Source organism: Enterocloster bolteae (assembly GCF_002234575.2).
Classification (GTDB): Bacteria; Bacillota; Clostridia; order Lachnospirales; family Lachnospiraceae; genus Enterocloster; species Enterocloster bolteae.
Genome location: NZ_CP022464.2, coordinates 5,696,811 through 5,714,769 on the forward strand (window position 1 = coordinate 5,696,811; position 17,959 = coordinate 5,714,769).

Sequence of the window (17,959 nt, forward strand, 5' to 3'; positions counted from 1 at the left end):
AGCTGTCATATCAATTTAAAAAGTCCAGATTGATATGGCAGCTTTGATTATATAGATATTTCCTAACAAATGCATATTGTAAATCAGCCTTCAAGTGAGTGTGTGAAGAAATCTCTGTAAAAGCAGCTCTTCTATGATAATGGCAGGGCTGAAAGCTTCTCTATGAGCGTTCAGCCCTTGGTTTATATATACCGCACAATACTGCATATGTCAAGACTAGGCGGATTCCCGCCTGGTTTGAACGGTCCTGGATTCTCTTACATCGGCAGTCGGCCCTCATACATGAGGCTCAGTTCTCCATATACCTGGCCCCAGTTCCGGATTGGCATCGTCCACTACTTTGTTGCTTCAAATGTTGACAAGTACAGCGCTTTTAAAAGGGCTGTATCGCTTGGAAACACGCTCCTCTGACGATTCAGCTTCCGGTATGTGGCGTTCAGGCTTTCGATTGCGTTCGTGGTATATATAACCTTGCGTACAGTCGTTGAAAACTTAAAGATGGGGACGATCGCGTCCCAGTTCTGGTGCCAGCTTTTCATGGAATTCGGGTACTTTTCTGACCATTTTTTTGTGCCCCGCTCCAAGGCTTCTAATGCCTTCTCTTCTGTTGGCGCCTGGTAAATCGTTTTGAGATCTGCCGCAAAGAGCTTACGGTCCTTGTCTGATACGTATTTTAACGTATTCCGCACCTGATGGACAATGCACCTCTGGTATTCCGTCTTTGGAAAGGCAGCGGCTATCGCTTCCTTAATCCCTGTCAGTCCATCGGCACAGAGGAGCAAGATGTCTTTTACTCCACGGTTTTTTAAACCGTTCAGAACGGAAAGCCAGTACTTGGCCCTCTCATTTTCGCCAACCTCGATGGTCAGAACCTCTTTTAAACCATCTGAATTAATCCCCAGTACAACATAGGCCGCCAGCTTACGGATCACGCCGTTATCCCGTACAGAATAGTGGATTGCATCGATATAAAGCACCGGATAGACATCGGAAAGGGGGCGGTTCTGCCAGTCTTCAATCTGGGGCAGAAGCTTATCCGTCACATCCGAAATGAAGCCTTCGGAGGCCTCGAAGCCGTAGATATCCTCCAGTGTTTCCGAGATCTGCCGTGTTGTCATCCCTTTAGTGTACATGGATATGATCTTCTGATCGATATCAGAGATATCTTTCTGGCGTTTCTTTACCACCTGTGGTTCAAAGGTGGAGTTACGGTCCTGTGGGACTTCGACTTTCATGCTTCCATAGCTGCTATTCACCTGTTTGGTTTTATAGCCATTGCGATAGTCATCGCAATCGGAACGTTCTGACTTGCGATAGCCAAGATGCTCGTCCATCTCGGATTCCATCATCTCTTTGATGGTACCGCCCAGTAGATCTTTGAGGGCATCCTGAATGTCCTGGGCAGATTCAATCTCATACTCCTCAAGAAGCTGCCGGATGATGTTTCGCTTTCCATCCGTCATTTGCACTTTGTGTACAGATTTCTTTTCTCTTGCCATAATAAAAAGGCCTCCTATGATTTTTATTTTATCATAGAAGACCTTATAAATCTTTAATTACAGAAAAACTTTCACAGACTCAAATGCATATTGTAAATCAGCCTTCAAGTTCCGAAAACCTGATTTCCAAATAACGAATTATATATTCTTTTGCCTTTTGTGTCTTAATGAACCTCATCCAGCCCGGTTCAGCACTATATTTCTGATTATCTACATCTGATTGGCTTATGATTGTCACTGTGTCCCCATGTTTAAGAATGGTGTCTAAAGGTCTCATTTCGTTATTAATAATGGCTTGTTTTGCACATAGGCCAATATCTTTATGGATATAAAAAGCAAAGTCCAGGGCTGTCAATTTTTCATCGAACTCATGGGGCCTTTTTTCTTTGTCATAAACTATAATTCCTGATTTTCGCTTACCATGCCACTTTTCTTCTGAGAACTCCTGTATTTTAGAGCTATAAAAATAACGTTTACATATTTCAGTTGTACAGATGAATATACGATACCGTACTCCCCACTTTCCCTGTAGTATGAAATGAGAAAGATATTGTTCTGTCTCATCTTCATATCCAAGCAGCAAATACCCCTTTTTTACAAGGCAGTCCAAATAATACTTCACCCATTCTTCCGATTTCCTTCTCATATATAGAGGCTCGGATTCACTATTTAAAAGATAAACATTATATAATGGGATTTCATATATGACAGGATTATTATAGTCTTCTGCAGAAACAGTATAACCTTTATTGCATAACTGGTTATAAAATTCCGACTTTCTAAGCTTATTGATAAACTTTAACTCAAAAATATTACCGTCAATATCTTCCATTAAGCTCTTGGTGGATTCTGAATTTACAGAATACAATTTTTGTAAAAGAATATCTGTTTTCTGAAAATAATCTTTACAAGTAACACGAAATTCAACTTCCCTGAACTCCTTCTCAAAATACCGTATATGCAATCTTCTAGCCCATAATACAAGATACTTTCTGGTTATCTCCAACTCGCCAGACAGCACCTTGCGGCTTCGCACTCGAAGTAAATCCAAATTTTTGGCAAACAAAAGAATTAGTGCCAGATAATGTACATCCTCCATATCGTTCAAAAGCTTTTCCATTACTACTGAAGTGGCTATAGTATCCTCTAAATCATGATAATACTGTAACACCTGCATAAGTTTTATTTTATGTTCTTCCGGTATAGTCTTCGGGATATCCTGAATTAACACATCCTGCTGCTGATCATGCAGCAATGCTGCCAATAGCATATACGCAGGCAGACGAATTTCTGACATTTTCAATGCCATTCTGCAGTAATGTCCCTTTGTACGCTGAAACATCAGACCTTCAGCCGTCCTGCGTACATTCCATCTATCCGCTGTCTCACACAGATATCCATTATAAACAGGATATACATATTTCATCCGCTGCTTCATTCGCTCAAATAATAACTCTGCCCTCGACATTGATTTTCTCCCCCAAACCTGTTTATCAGCGATTATCCTTTATGAATTTATACCAATCATCATTTCGTTCAACCTCAACCTTATTAGTCCTAAACAGATTTGCCTCAATATATCTCTTGATGTAATTCTCCATAAGGCTTTGAATCAGTCTGCGCTTTGTCTCTTCTTCAAAAGCGGTGATAGGCCTGTCATTACAGTATAAAAGCTTGAAAAATTCTGTCAACTCTCTGGATTCACGAATCAACTCCGGATTAATCTCCTCGAATATAAGCTTTTCGCCAATTGCCGCCGGATTAACTTTTAAATAAAAACGGGATAATCCTATATTTTGGATACATGGTGAAGAATATCTGCCTTTAGAAACAGAATTAATAGTGCCGATACCCCCTATATACTTCGGACTCTCCGAGTTAGGAATCCTCAATATTATAAACGCTTTATCTTTCTCTCCGCTATTCAGATTAATAAACAGATTATCCCTTGAAAATGCAAGATCTCCATAATATACACTGGTATTTCTTCTGTTCCTATATACTTCCTTGAGTCTCTGTTCACATTCCGCATCATTTATTTCAAATATCCTGCTGCATTCATCGTGAAAAACTTTTGTCTTACTATCCGCCATATTAAAGCAGCCCATCACGCCCAACGTATCTTTTCTTCCTCTTTTTTTGTAAATGCTCAACACTCCAAAATGCACTGCCTCAATATCACTTTTTTCGTGCTCATCACCATGGCTGCTTGTATCAAATAAATAGATAAAATAGGCCCCCACATATTTATTCAGATTCTTACCTGTACCTTCTGCTTTTGCTCCCTGATTTCCCCCCTTTGTTATCTCAATATCAGTGGATGTTATGAATTCCTCCATAGAAAAATCATATTGTTCTCTCAGTGTTAGAAGGAATTCGAAAGATGGCAGGCTCATCCCGGTTTCATAATTGGAAATAGAAGACATGGATTTCCCATATTTTTTTCCGAACGCTTCCTGACTCAATCCTTCCACTTCCCGGATTTTCTTTATATTCGTCTTCAACACCCTTCTGGCTTCTATCATTTCTACAGAGAATTCACCACCATATTCCTTATCCATCTTTCCCCTCCTCCAAAATTTCATATAAAGCATACTAAATAATTGATTAATATTTGCTTTGATTTATTTAAAACCTGATTATTTTATTAAAAATTAAACTACATAAAATCTTTATAATATCTTTATATAATACGCAAATAGAAACATCTTTCACAATATGATACTATTTAACCGCAGACCTATAATAAGTATAGCACCGCCGCATATTATATTTTAAGACAGTTGAAATATGATACTTATTATGGAGAAACTTTATAACCAATAATTGACACCGGAAAACCAGCCAGACGAAAGGAGGATCTTATGGATACAAGCAAATCTAACACCATCATCAGTAAACGGGTTTTATCTGTCTTGCCTCTGGCCAGCATCCTGGTCATTGCATTTTTATTGACTGAATTCCATCCCTTTGCATCTGATTTTAAGAGCTTTTTTACGTTCTTTCTTTCAGGCTGGTTTTTGTTTACACTCTATCTTTCAGTAAAGGGAAAACATCTCCACGAACGTTACATGATATTTATTCTTTCACTTATAGCCATCATAAATGGCTTATACCGAAGAGAAATTTTTGAAGCCTATTTTCAAATCCCCATAGAATATGGAGCTTGTATCATTATAGTTTTTTACCTTTTACGGATTAGCTTTCCTTATATTAAGAAGTTATCTTTATGGTTCCTTTCACATACCCAGGAGCCCCCTGATACTGATACAAACACTCCAAACAACGGTGCTTCAAAGATGAGATATGCCAGGCACCGATTTGTTCACCACACAAAATCAGCCGCTGAAGCTGATTCCCAGGCGTCTTCAACCAACGCCAAAGTTGTCTGTCCCACCACACAATATCACAAGGGGATTTCATTGGGACAGTCGCTCTTATACATAGCGTTAACCGTCATACCCTTTTTATTTACTTACAATATGGTAACCCGATTATCTCAAACAACCAATTACAGAATCGCCAACACGGAAACACTCTTTCATGATGTTAATTCAATTATCATAGTGTTTCTCATTGGTATACTGTCCATGGTTGTCGTATTCACCCTTTTGTTCTGCTACTATAAACTGATAAAAATAATGGTCACTACAATACAAGGAAATGAAAACCCTTCCGCCTATGTACTAACCATTGCCGCCCTATCAGCATTTTTAGCTAAGACCGGTGTATTAAGCCAAGATACTGTACTAAATCTCTTTGCACAGGGCGATATTTTTTCGCTGCCACTGTTAATATTGATTCTTTATCCGGTTTGTCTTTTAAGCGTACATGCTCTCATTAATCTGGCAAAGAACCACAATGTAACATCCTGGATTCTTGACCGCGCTATACAGCTGGCAAAGAAGGCAGCGAGTATAGGAAACAATATTTTAAACTCATCTATTGATCTAATTGCATTTGCAACTGCCGGTTTTTTATCAAGCGCTATGGAATTAATTGATGAACAGGAAGGAGACGAGGAAGAATGAAGGTATTAACAAGTATACGAAAGCTTTTGGTGACCTGTTCCCTTGCTCTTGCCATGGTTTCCTTTTATGCAACCGCCCAGGGACTCCATGAATATGTATTTACTCAAATGTGGCAGGCACTTCTAGTATCCGCAGCCATACAGACTGCACTATTTATATTAAACCTGAAGCTAATATATTTTTTCACATTAAACCCCAGAATCGTCCTGATTCTATGGGCAACAATGCTGGTATCGTCCTCGCTGTTCAGCTTTGTATTTATTTCAAATGAAATATATAACACAAGTCTCTACTACAGTGACGCTGAACGTATCATGGATGAGTTCACCATCAAAAAATGCTATCAGTACCAGAACTACCTGGATAATTACCTGATCTACACAAAAGAGACCATGGATGCATACTGCAGCGTTCCATTTGTCAGCCATTCATCAGAAAGTAATACAGAAATCACCAAAATACTCGATGATTGCAAAACAGATATCAGCAGTTTCACTTTTTCATCAAATTGCGCAGCTTTCCACCGCTCTCTGCTGAAAAATCTGGACAGCATTAAGAGTTCTCTGCCTTCCTCGTATACAGAGCAGCAGGCCAACGATGCCCTGACTGCACTGGAAGGCGAAAAGAATACCGCGGAGACTTTAAAAAACAACATGTTATCGAATATAAGCAGTAAGGAAGCAGTCTGGAACAATATAAACCTTCGTCTTAGCCAGTATAGGAACTTTAATGACCAGGCTTTTATTGATTTGCAGAATGATAATAATAAACGTGACACAGAAATCAACTCTATGAAAACGGAAGCAACACAGTTAGATTCAGTCATATCTGCGCTGCAAACCTGCATCAACAAAGTCACCGCCCATAAGATGAATAACACAGAAAACACAATGGAATCCTACCGCCATGATCTTATGGTGGAAATTAATAAGGACGCCCCCGACGTAGACATCCTTGACACAATCACCAGCGATATGTTTGCCCTGTTATTAAAAGAAGGCTTTACCAGCAGCAGTTATGAAATGACAAATTACTTCAGTTTTAAAAACTCCCTTTCTGTGAGAAAAGAAATACTTGAGTGTCAGGATAAAACTGACGCAATCATCCATATGCTGGATAATAAGAGACAGGATAAAAATGCTTTTATGTTCACCTCAAAAGCAGATGAAAACACGGAGAAGCAAATTGAAAGCTGGAAACAACTCTGGTATGGTCAGACTAATGAATTGCGTGAACTTGTAAAATCCCTCCCGCTGCCTCAGGACCTAATCATCTACAGTCCAGATGCAGAGAACGGTACTGTCACCCTCAATCCGGGCATAAACCTGCCGGAACCGGACCGCACGGAAGAGATTGATGACATTTCTGCTCTTGAGCGGAGATATCTTGCCAACCTTAATCCTCTGGAAAAGGCATTAAACCTGCTCCACACCAAATACAATACCATGGCTTTATTTTCCGCAGCTGCCGCTGCAGTTCTGGATATATCAAGCGCCTTAATGGGAGCCTTTGTATATACCCTGGAACGCGCTTTCAAAAACAGGAAAACGGCCCCGGCAACTCCTGCGGTACTTGCTTCCACGGAATGAACAGAGTTGTTTATATCTATTAGCCTGGGGCTGTGCTGAATATATGATTCAGAGATATCCTAAAACATGAATTTTTAATGAGCCCGCCTGATGGCGGGCTTATTGCCTGTGTTTATAGGGGGATTATTTAACTACAGTTTAAATGCAACATTTAAGGAGTGTGTGAAAAAAAGACCTGTTGACAAAGTAACAAAATCAGCGTCATATATGGTAAAATATAAAGAAACTATATTATGGAGGCTGATTATTTATGATGAGAAAACAAAGCAGTCAAATGCAGATGATAATTCTTGACATAGAAGCTATGATTCCAGAAAGACATCTTTTGAGACAGATTAAAAATTGTGTAAAAAGAATGCCTGCTTTCTGGAGTCTGTGAAAGTTTTTCTGTAATTAAAGATTTATAAGGTCTTCTATGATAAAATAAAAATCATAGGAGGCCTTTTTATTATGGCAAGAGAAAAGAAATCTGTACACAAAGTGCAAATGACGGATGGAAAGCGAAACATCATCCGGCAGCTTCTTGAGGAGTATGAGATTGAATCTGCCCAGGACATTCAGGATGCCCTCAAAGATCTACTGGGCGGTACCATCAAAGAGATGATGGAATCCGAGATGGACGAGCATCTTGGCTATCGCAAGTCAGAACGTTCCGATTGCGATGACTATCGCAATGGCTATAAAACCAAACAGGTGAATAGCAGCTATGGAAGCATGAAAGTCGAAGTCCCACAGGACCGTAACTCCACCTTTGAACCACAGGTGGTAAAGAAACGCCAGAAAGATATCTCTGATATCGATCAGAAGATCATATCCATGTACACTAAAGGGATGACAACACGGCAGATCTCGGAAACACTGGAGGATATCTACGGCTTCGAGGCCTCCGAAGGCTTCATTTCGGATGTGACGGATAAGCTTCTGCCCCAGATTGAAGACTGGCAGAACCGCCCCCTTTCCGATGTCTATCCGGTGCTTTATATCGATGCAATCCACTATTCTGTACGGGATAACGGCGTGATCCGTAAGCTGGCGGCCTATGTTGTACTGGGGATTAATTCAGATGGTTTAAAAGAGGTTCTGACCATCGAGGTTGGCGAAAATGAGAGTGCCAAGTACTGGCTTTCCGTTCTGAACGGTTTAAAAAACCGTGGAGTAAAAGACATCCTGCTCCTCTGTGCCGATGGACTGACAGGGATTAAGGAAGCGATAGCCGCTGCCTTTCCAAAGACGGAATACCAGAGGTGCATTGTCCATCAGGTGCGGAATACGTTAAAATACGTATCAGACAAGGACCGTAAGCTCTTTGCGGCAGATCTCAAAACGATTTACCAGGCGCCAACAGAAGAGAAGGCATTAGAAGCCTTGGAGCGGGGCACAAAAAAATGGTCAGAAAAGTACCCGAATTCCATGAAAAGCTGGCACCAGAACTGGGACGCGATCGTCCCCATCTTTAAGTTTTCAACGACTGTACGCAAGGTTATATATACCACGAACGCAATCGAAAGCCTGAACGCCACATACCGGAAGCTGAATCGTCAGAGGAGCGTGTTTCCAAGCGATACAGCCCTTTTAAAAGCGCTGTACTTGTCAACATTTGAAGCAACAAAGTAGTGGACGATGCCAATCCGGAACTGGGGCCAGGTATATGGAGAACTGAGCCTCATGTATGAGGGCCGACTGCCGATGTAAGAGAATCCAGGACCGTTCAAACCAGGCGGGAATCCGCCTAGTCTTGACATATGCAGTATTGTGCGGTATATATAAACCAAGGGCTGAACGCTCATAGAGAAGCTTTCAGCCCTGCCATTATCATAGAAGAGCTGCTTTTACAGAGATTTCTTCACACACTCGCTTTCTGCGAGTTATTGCACCAAAGGACTTACAAAATCAGCCTTAGATATGGTAAACTCAAACCATGTCAGAAGACTGATTTTTAGTAAGTTATAACAGCACCTTTTCAATATCCTCTTTTATCTTCATCTCCAATTGTTTAGCGTCTGCTTCGGTATCTGCACAGATTGAAAAATATAACTTTAACTTTGGCTCTGTACCCGAAGGTCTGGCTACCATGGATACATTCCCCTCTAGCGTAAACTTCATCACGTCAGATTTAGGAAGCTTAATTATAGTCTCCCTCCCATCCCCGTACTTAATCAGGGACTCCTTATAATCACTGATAGATATCACTTTCAATCCTCCAATTTCACTTGGAGCTGCGGTTCTGAATCCACTCATAATTCCATCCATTTTTCTTATTCCTTCCAAGCCTTCAAAGGTATAGCAGTGAAGAGTATTGAGACAATAGCCATATTTTGCATATAACTCATCCAGTACTTCTTTTAATCCTTTTCCCTGGTTTTTATAATATGCCGCCATCTCGCAAATCAAAAGAGAAGCGCCTACCCCATCCTTGTCTCTGACATAGCTGCCGGACAGATATCCATAGCTTTCTTCAAATCCAAATATAAATCTATCTTCCTCTCCCTTTTCCTCCAAAAGTCCTATTTGTTCCCCAATATATTTAAAACCAGTGAGCACATTTACTGTATCCACCCCATATTCAGATGCAATCCGCTCAGCCATATCGATGGTTACTATGGTTTTCATCATAAGAGGCCTGCATGGCATACTACCGCTGGCACTCCTTCGTTTGCAAATATACTCAAGAAGCAGCATACCAATTTCATTCGCACTTAGCAGTAAATATTCACATCCGGACTTTACCCCAACACCAACCCGGTCGCAATCCGGATCTGTTGCCAGCAGCAAATCACAGTTCAAATGCTTTGCATCGCGAATTCCTAATTCCATCGCCTGCTCAATTTCAGGATTCGGATAAGGACAAGTGGGAAAACATCCATCCGGCATTTCCTGTTCCTTTACAACAAAAACATTTTGAAAACCATTTTCCTCCAACGCCCTCCTGACGCAGTAACCTCCAGCGCCATTTAACGGAGTATATACAATTGTTATATCCTTTTTCATTCCTGCTTCACACAATGTTTCTTTTGAAACAGCCTGTATAAATGCATCCACTGTCTCTTTACTAATATAGGCGATCAGCCCTTCTGCCTGAGCCTTTTCAAATGGCATCCGTGCCACATCTGCAAACACGTCAATCTGGCTTATTTCCTTCTGAATTTCCTTTGCAGTACCAGTCGTTATCTGACATCCATCGTTTCCATACACCTTATAACCATTATATTCTGAAGGATTATGGCTCGCCGTAATAACAATACCGCCATTACAATGCAGCTGCCGTATTGCAAATGACAGCGAAGGGGTGGGCATTAATTCCGGATATATGTGAACTATGATACCATTCGCCGCAAACACTTCCCCCGCAGTCCTGGCAAAATTAACTGAATTTAATCGGCTGTCAAATGCTATGGAGACATGAATTTCCCCAGAATATATTTTTTTCAAATAACTGCAATATCCTTGGGTGGCTCTGGCAACTGTATAAACATTCATACGATTGGTTCCAGCTCCCATTATTCCCCTTAAGCCTCCGGTCCCAAATTCCAAATCTTTGTAAAATCGTTCTTCGATGGCCTTGGCATCCAGGCTGATTGTCTCCAATTCCTTTGTAAGTTCAGTATCTTCCAGATTCTGATTAAGCCAGTATTTGTATATGTCTTTTACTCTCTCCGTCACCTTTCCTAACTCCTTAATTTATCTATATATATTCATCTCGGTTACAAATCTTCAGATTCTCTAATACTCTTTTTATATCCCCCGTACTATCTTTTTCGCAAATCAAAATGGCGTCTTCTGTATCTACCACAACTATATCCTTAAGGCCAACAGCAGCTATCAATTTTCTGTCTCCCTGAATAATACAATTATGAGTATTTACAGTAATGACATTCCCGTCCACTACATTTCCAAATTCATTTGATTTCTTAATACGCTCAATTGCCAGCCAGGAACCTACATCATCCCATCCAAAAGCACCTGGTAATATATAGATATCTTTTGCCCGTTCCATTATGCCATAGTCAATGGACTGAGATTCCATTTTATTAAATTCCTGTTCCAACACCACCTGTTGCCCATCCGTACCGATAGCAGATTGTATTTGCTCCAGTCCTTTGTACATAGCAGGCATAAACTTCTTTATATTCTTCAAAATAGAGGAAACCTTCCAAATAAACATTCCGCTATTCCACAGATATTCCTCCGTTGCCAGATATTCTTTTGCTACCTCCAGGCTTGGCTTTTCCACAAATCGTTCTACTTTATATGCGCGGCCCTCCATTTCATGATTATTAAATTTAATATACCCATATCCCGTTTCCGGATAATCAGGCATGATGCCAATGGTAACCAGATTATCTCCCATTTCCGCTATACGGCAGGCATCTCTTAATGTAGAAACAAACATTTTATTAAATTTAATCAAATGATCAGAAGGTAAAACTAACATCAGGGCATCTTTATGCTTCTTGGAAATGTGGACAGCTCCCAGTCCAATACAAGGTGCCGTATTACGGCTTACAGGCTCACACAGTATATTATCCTCCGGTATGCCCGGAAGCTGTTCAAGTACCAGATTCCTATAGTCTTTATTTGTTGCAATATAAATATCCTCCATCTTTACCAATGAAGCTATTCTCTCAACAGTCAGCTGAATCATCGTTTTACCATCATCTGTAATGGTCAGAAACTGTTTTGGCATATTTCTCCGGCTTCTGGGCCAAAAACGTTCTCCGCGCCCTCCGGCCATTATTAACGCTGTTATATTCATCCTTATTTCCCTCCAAGCTCAAACTTTTACTTATTGTTGCTTTGATAAGATCATATATTGACCCTTACTGTTTTCCCGTTTATAATAATTCCAACTAATACTAAAAGGAGAATTTCATGGATATCGACTATCTGCTTTCGCTTCAATCACTCCGTTCCATCACACACCAGGTCTTTAACAGCTTATTTCTTTTTACCACCACTTTCGGAGAAGATTTTATAATTATGTCCCTCATCTCCGGCATATACTGGTGTGTCCGCAAACAGTCTGCCTTATACCTTCTCTTCAATTTCCACCTGGGAAACTTTATAAACCAGGCTATTAAAATAACTGTCTGTGCTTACAGGCCATGGATTCGTGATAACAGGATAACCCCTGTAGATTCTGCCAGGCCCGGGGCAAGCGGATACTCCTTTCCCAGTGGACATACTGCCAAAGCCATGGCTGTATGGGGCGGCTTAGCCGTATATGATTTCAAAAGGAATAAACCAATAGCAAGCTTTCTGCTACTCATTATACTTGTTGTTGGCTTTTCCCGCAACTATTTGGGCGTCCATACTCCCCAAGATGTAATAGTGTCCCTTATTTTAGGAGGATTCATTCTCTACAGTACTTATTATCTGCTAATCTGGGCAGATAAAAAAAGAGGACGGGACTGGATTACTGCCGGTTCCATAACACTGGCATCCATTCTTCTGGTATTCTATGCCAAAAACAAATCCTATCCTCTGGATTATATTGATGGACAACTGCTTGTAAACCCTCAGCAAATGATAAATGGCTGCTTCCGCGGGTGTGGTGGTATCATTGGTCTGGCTTACGGATGGGTTCTTGATAGAAAGTTGATTCATTATAACGAAACCAGAGGAACCTGGCAAACCAAATTATATCGCTATTTACTGGGTATGATAGGCTTAACGCTACTATTCAAGACATTTCCATCCTTAATATCCTTTTTTATCAGCCCTCCAAAAGCTGCATTCATCAACGGTTTTATTATACCTTTTTATATTACTGCAATCTATCCGATTCTGACCCGAAAGCTATGAACCTCCTCCGTAATTATGACTGGCCGATTTTATACTGGCATAAGCCAGTATCATCCAGAAAAATGGCTGACGATAGTTAATCACTGTCATGCTTTCCGCTAAAAGGGCAATATAAGCAGGCCAATAGTGGACAGGCGCACCTTTCATGTTCCTCCAAAGCCACACCAGCATCAGGGCCATAGGTATTATACCGTAAGAAAACCATATGCTGAATGGGGTCGAATGAATTTCGCTCTTCCAGACCACTGCCAGGGGAAAACGTTCAAAGAAACCTTCGCCCGCTCCATACAGAAGATATTCTGGATAATAAAGTATCTTTTCTCCACCACGGTCAACTATCAGCTTTCTGATTCCTCCCTGTGAAAGCAGAGCCAGTTTCTCTTGAATCCTCGTAAGAATATTGTACTCTTTATCCTGTATAGTAAAGCCTTGCTCCGGCCATATCAACCAAAGGCCGATTACCAATGCTGCTGTAAGAATTGCTCCTATACAACACAAAAATCGGCCGGATATCCGTCCAGCTTTATACTGTCTGTAAATGCAAATGCAGCCACTCCCCGCAGCCAACAGCGTCCATCCCAAAAAAATGCCGGTAGATTTGGTAAGCAAAATCAGAAAGCCATCAATTATATAAAACAGCCAGAACGATCGTTTATGGTGTTCACTATCATAGCAATAAATCAGGAGGATAGTCAAAAACAGCACGTATGCCATCTGATTTGGATTGTTAAATGTTCCCATATACCTGTTCGCATCCCAGTACTCATAATAAATACGTCCTGCTCCTAAAACATAAACCGCCAGCTGAACAACTAATATAAGCTTCAATATTCGGTTGAGATACAGCAGAAAGTTCTTTTCTCCAGCCACCTCCCTTAAAGTCCATAACAGCATGCATCCATAAAGCCAATAAGCTGTATTACGTATGAAATCGTTGTGGGGAGATAAAATATAATACCAGCCATTCACCAAAAATACACCTGCTAAAAACGCATAAAAAAAGTAATCCTCCCTGTATAAAAGTCCACGCCGCCCTTTTTTTAACCTGCGTATCAATGCACTTAGAAAAGCCGCTGCCAATACTGCATCTCCTACCCCCAGTCCTCCTGATGGAAAAAGATACAGCGGTTTTAAAAATACAAATATTAGAAATAGTATGGCAGAAACAGACATAACTTTCCTCCTGGACTTACCGATTATATTAAAATATTTTTCCCCTCCAGCCACCAATAAAACAATACACATTCAAGCAACGCCAATATTATCAGAATTATCCCTAACCACTTGGCCTTTTGTTTACAAAACACATCCGTCCAGCCTAGCACCGGCAGATACGCACCCATAACATATCTTGGCAGCGATGTAGTTCTCACAGAAAATGGGACTAAAATGAACAATACTCCCATTACGGACTCCCCCCATCGTTTAGTCCTGGCCAGATGTATACTGCCTATCAGACCGAATATACCCACTAATGCAAAATAAATTTTTCGCCTTGTCCCTCTTCCCGTCAAAGCCTTTATCACTTCCTGTAATGAGCTTTCATGCTCCCCCCACGCATATTGGATATGGGCGAAAGCCAGGGGATCTCCCATTTTATACCATAAAAACACCATAAATCCAAACAATCCAAGAGGAATTAATGCAACACCTAATACCAGCCTGTAGTTTTTAAACGCCTCTTTCCAGTAATTCCATAATGACTTTCCGCTGCCTCTTCTCAAATAATCTGAAGTGTACTGCACAGCAACAGCAAAAACCAGCAAGACGCCAAGATTCCTCGTCGCACTGGCCAATGCGCCAACTACCCCCATTGCAATATACCGTTCTTCTTTCATGAATATAAAAAATAACACCACAAAGAGAAAAAACAATGATTCCGAGTAAAAGATAGAGAAATAAAAGCTATATGGACCAAATGAATATATCAGACAGAATAACAGAGCCTCAATATAATCATTTCTGGTCTTACATATATAGGACGCAGAGGCCACCAATCCAGCAAGGAAAAAAAGAGAATTTGCTATACAGGTAACTACATTTACATTTCCATGAGTAAACCGAATCAAATAGCGCATGACCAATGGCATTAATGGAAAGAACGCCCAGTTAGCCTCCCCCGTTTCATCTGGACTTGGAGCCGGCGCATATCCATCCATAGCAATACTTTTATACCAGCCGGCATCCCAATTATTCATTCTGTCAAATATGAAAATATCCACATTATTTACATATTGCCAGACAATAAAAACCAGATACATCAGCAATCGGGACAGAAGAAATATGAATAAAATTACTAACGGGAGCATCCATTTATTATTTTCCAGATAACTATTCACTCGCTTCATCAATCGTAATCTCCTTCACCCAAACATCTTCTGTTCCATTTATTAGAAGGGATATTTCTCCGTTCTCCGCCTTTATCGGAGCAGTCCACAACTGCTCCCTCTCTCCATTTTCACGTCCTTTTTCCAAAGTCAGAGGAGTTTCTTCCCTATTCGATAACACTGTCAGTATGTTTTTCTTTCCAATATCATCAACAACAATTGTCAGACGCAGGTCATCCTCTGGTAGTCCGTCAAAATATATCCAAGCTCCTTCGCTTGAAACCCGCCTTCCAAGATTATTCCTATCTTCCCACCCGGAACCACACCTTTTCTGCTCCTGGTTCATATATACAGGTATACCTACCACATAATCAAAGCCCTCTATTCCCGGCCATTTTTCTAACTCCCGATTGATATAATACATGCGATATGCCAGATTCACCTCAGGTGTCCTGGCATTCCATAAAACCCAAATATAAAAAATAAACAGTGCTGCACTGACGATATATGCACTAATAAGAAATGGTCTTTTCATCTACAGTTCCTTCTTGATTAATAAAACTTTCCACAATATAGCGTGGGCGCTCTTTCGTTTCCAGATAAATCTTGCCGATATATTCCCCCACAACTCCTACACTCAAAATAAGTATACCACCGATTCCCCATATGGAAACCATAATACTTGCCCATCCCGGCACAGTCGTTCCACGATAGAATCCAGCCACACTCCAAATTAACATAAGAACACTCACTCCTAAAATAATGCTGCCCAACATAACAATAATTCTAATAGGCTTGGTACTTAAAGATGTGATTCCTTCAAAGGCAAAAGCCAGCATCTTCTTAAGAGGATATTTGCTTTCACCAGCAAAACGTTCATTTCTCACATAGTAAACCGTTGCAGAAGAATATCCAATCATAGGGACCATTCCCCTCAGAAACAGATTCACCTCTTTAAACTTAGCCAAGCCCTCCAATGCCCGTTTGCTCATTAACCTATAATCTGCATGATTATAGACTGTATCTGCGCCCAATGCGGACATCATCTTATAAAATCCTTCAGCAGTAAACCGTTTGAAAAATGTGTCCGTATTCCTCTTGCTGCGAACTCCATATACTATATCATAGCCTCTATAAAACTTATCCACCATCTCATCAATAGCACCAATATCATCCTGAAGATCTGCATCCATTGAAATAGCCATATCACAATAATCCTTTACTGTCATAAGACCTGCTAGCAAGGCATTTTGATGTCCACGGTTCCGGCTGAGATTAATTCCACTATATACTGGATTGGACTGATGTAATTCCTTTATAATATCCCAAGTTTTATCCTTAGAACCATCATTTACAAATACAATCCGGCTTCCGCCAGATATCTTTTTGCTCATTGAGTCCATTTTCGCCAAAAGCTGTCTGGCAGTCTCTCTCAGTACGTCTTCTTCATTATAACACGGGATTACAATATACAATGTTTTTCTCATAGCTATATCTCCTTGTAGTCTTGCTTAATCATCTTAGGCAACAATCCTCTAGGCTTATGTAAACAGTTATACGCATATAGTCTCCGCCACCAATCATTTCCACCAATATCTTTGCTCTCACTGTATCGACCATGGCCCAACTACCTATTTTAATCAATACAATATAAGACTTTCCGAATAATTTCATAAAACATTTATACAATATAAAGATTGACAGAAATATTATGTCTTATTGTATCTATCTTTCATTACACCTGTACCATTTTTGTTAATATAAACTGCCCATTAAAGTATGAACCATAAAAATATCACGAATCAGTTTCTTTATAACTAAATAGATACCGTAATAGGTCACCCGATTTGTTAGTACCCATGATATGATTGAACATCATGTCAATCAGGTATTAGTTCTTTTTCCTCCTGTTGAACCAGTAATGGTTACTTTATAGACAGTCTGTTCCCCTGACATAGAAGTTAACTTCAAACCTACTGGCTGTTTGTTGGCATTCATGTCCTGCCCTCTTGCAGTGGGGTCCGCATCAGTCCATCTCCAACCGAATTCTAATGCCGCGAGGATATTGACGCTCCATGATCATGGGCATTACCAAGTCGATTGACCGTAAATCCACCTACGAAAGAAGGTAATTCTTATAAACCCACTTTACATCGGTATTAATGTGAGCAGCAAATTCAACGTGGCCTTTCTCATGAAGCCTAGTGGTTCTAAACACAGCTGTATCCCGTTGAAGAACTCCCTCGACGCCCCCCCCCCCACCCCCACTCCAATCCCAATCTCTTACAGACCTTATCATTGGGTCTGAAGGCCACCTCCTTCTATAGTGACAATCTCCTCTGGTTCTTAAGGGAAGATGCCCATCTTACGCCTTTTAACAGGATGATTCACGTCCTCAATCCAAAATAGGTCGCCATATTCAAACTTTCTTATAATGACCTGCCTAAAAATGATTACGTAGATTCCTTCGTTATTACTTACTACCTGAGCTTTGGTAGCATCAACAAAGAGGTCTATCTGGATGACTACCGCTATAAAGCCCTCCTGAACCTTACAAGAGCCCGGTTCTTCGCTATCCAGAACCTCGACAAGGAACAACAGCGGTTTCTAAACTACCTGTTTAATGAGTATTCTACGATAGCCCAGGAGGAGATATTTTCCGATGCCTTCATCACAACTGCCTTGGCCGTCTACGAAGAACTCGGATCCGC

The 17,959-nt window shown here is 40.6% G+C and carries 12 protein-coding genes and 2 pseudogenes; 5 read left to right on the top strand and 9 right to left on the bottom strand.

What is annotated here, in order from left to right; all coding sequences use genetic code 11:
* Positions 1-257: 257 nt before the first annotated feature.
* The 3 genes and pseudogenes from CGC65_RS26465 to CGC65_RS26475 form a co-directional block, all read right to left on the bottom strand.
* Positions 258-1,499 (bottom strand): annotated as a pseudogene (locus CGC65_RS26465) (IS256 family transposase).
* 97 nt (positions 1,500-1,596) lie between these two features.
* A complete protein-coding gene (locus CGC65_RS26470; protein WP_002566584.1) occupies positions 1,597-2,967 on the bottom strand; it encodes a TGS domain-containing protein in 1,371 nt (456 codons plus the stop codon).
* 25 nt (positions 2,968-2,992) lie between these two features.
* The gene (locus CGC65_RS26475) at positions 2,993-4,060 is read right to left on the bottom strand and encodes a helix-turn-helix domain-containing protein (protein WP_002566585.1); all 1,068 of its coding nucleotides are present in this window, start codon (positions 4,058-4,060) and stop codon (positions 2,993-2,995) included.
* 303 nt (positions 4,061-4,363) lie between these two features.
* On the opposite strand from CGC65_RS26475, the gene CGC65_RS26480 reads away from it, so the two are divergent.
* The 4 genes and pseudogenes from CGC65_RS26480 to CGC65_RS26495 all read left to right on the top strand — a co-directional run bounded on the left by CGC65_RS26480 (position 4,364) and on the right by CGC65_RS26495 (position 8,811).
* On the top strand, positions 4,364-5,530 hold the full coding sequence (locus CGC65_RS26480) for a hypothetical protein (protein ID WP_002566586.1): 1,167 nt from the start codon (positions 4,364-4,366) through the stop codon (positions 5,528-5,530).
* Between the two features lie 392 nt (positions 5,531-5,922).
* A complete protein-coding gene (locus tag CGC65_RS26485) occupies positions 5,923-7,119 on the top strand; it encodes a hypothetical protein (protein ID WP_235622140.1) in 1,197 nt (398 codons plus the stop codon).
* Positions 7,120-7,209: 90 nt separating this feature from the next.
* Positions 7,210-7,413, top strand: a complete 204-nt coding sequence (locus CGC65_RS26490; RefSeq protein ID WP_002566588.1) for a hypothetical protein — start codon at positions 7,210-7,212, stop codon at positions 7,411-7,413.
* A gap of 156 nt (positions 7,414-7,569) precedes the next feature.
* Positions 7,570-8,811, top strand: a pseudogene (locus CGC65_RS26495) (IS256 family transposase).
* A 252-nt stretch (positions 8,812-9,063) separates the two neighbouring features.
* Here the strand turns inward: CGC65_RS26495 and CGC65_RS26500 are convergent.
* Positions 9,064-10,779: a phospho-sugar mutase gene (locus CGC65_RS26500; RefSeq protein WP_002566590.1), complete on the bottom strand. Its 1,716-nt coding sequence runs from the start codon at positions 10,777-10,779 to the stop codon at positions 9,064-9,066.
* A gap of 22 nt (positions 10,780-10,801) precedes the next feature.
* Positions 10,802-11,872, bottom strand: a complete 1,071-nt coding sequence (locus CGC65_RS26505) for a mannose-1-phosphate guanylyltransferase (RefSeq protein WP_002566591.1) — start codon at positions 11,870-11,872, stop codon at positions 10,802-10,804.
* 116 nt (positions 11,873-11,988) lie between these two features.
* Between CGC65_RS26505 and CGC65_RS26510 the strand changes: the two genes are divergently transcribed.
* Positions 11,989-12,921 carry a phosphatase PAP2 family protein gene (locus CGC65_RS26510; protein ID WP_002566592.1) on the top strand — a complete coding sequence of 311 codons (933 nt, stop codon included), beginning with the start codon at positions 11,989-11,991 and terminating at the stop codon, positions 12,919-12,921.
* On the opposite strand, the gene CGC65_RS26515 is transcribed toward CGC65_RS26510, so the two are convergent.
* Genes CGC65_RS26515 through CGC65_RS26530 form a run of 4 tightly spaced genes read right to left on the bottom strand, consistent with a single transcriptional unit; the run spans position 12,916 to position 16,735 of the window.
* A complete protein-coding gene (locus CGC65_RS26515) occupies positions 12,916-14,094 on the bottom strand; it encodes a hypothetical protein (RefSeq protein WP_002566593.1) in 1,179 nt (392 codons plus the stop codon). The genes CGC65_RS26510 and CGC65_RS26515 overlap by 6 nt on opposite strands.
* Before the next feature lie 23 nt (positions 14,095-14,117).
* Positions 14,118-15,269, bottom strand: a complete 1,152-nt coding sequence (locus CGC65_RS26520) for a hypothetical protein (protein WP_002566594.1) — start codon at positions 15,267-15,269, stop codon at positions 14,118-14,120.
* Positions 15,253-15,783: a hypothetical protein gene (locus CGC65_RS26525; RefSeq protein ID WP_002566595.1), complete on the bottom strand. Its 531-nt coding sequence runs from the start codon at positions 15,781-15,783 to the stop codon at positions 15,253-15,255. Before CGC65_RS26525 ends, CGC65_RS26520 begins: the two co-directional genes overlap by 17 nt.
* Positions 15,761-16,735 (bottom strand): glycosyltransferase family 2 protein, encoded by a 975-nt coding sequence (locus CGC65_RS26530; RefSeq protein WP_002566596.1) that lies wholly within the window; start codon positions 16,733-16,735, stop codon positions 15,761-15,763. The genes CGC65_RS26525 and CGC65_RS26530 overlap by 23 nt, the downstream gene beginning before the upstream one ends.
* Positions 16,736-17,959 lie beyond the last annotated feature (1,224 nt).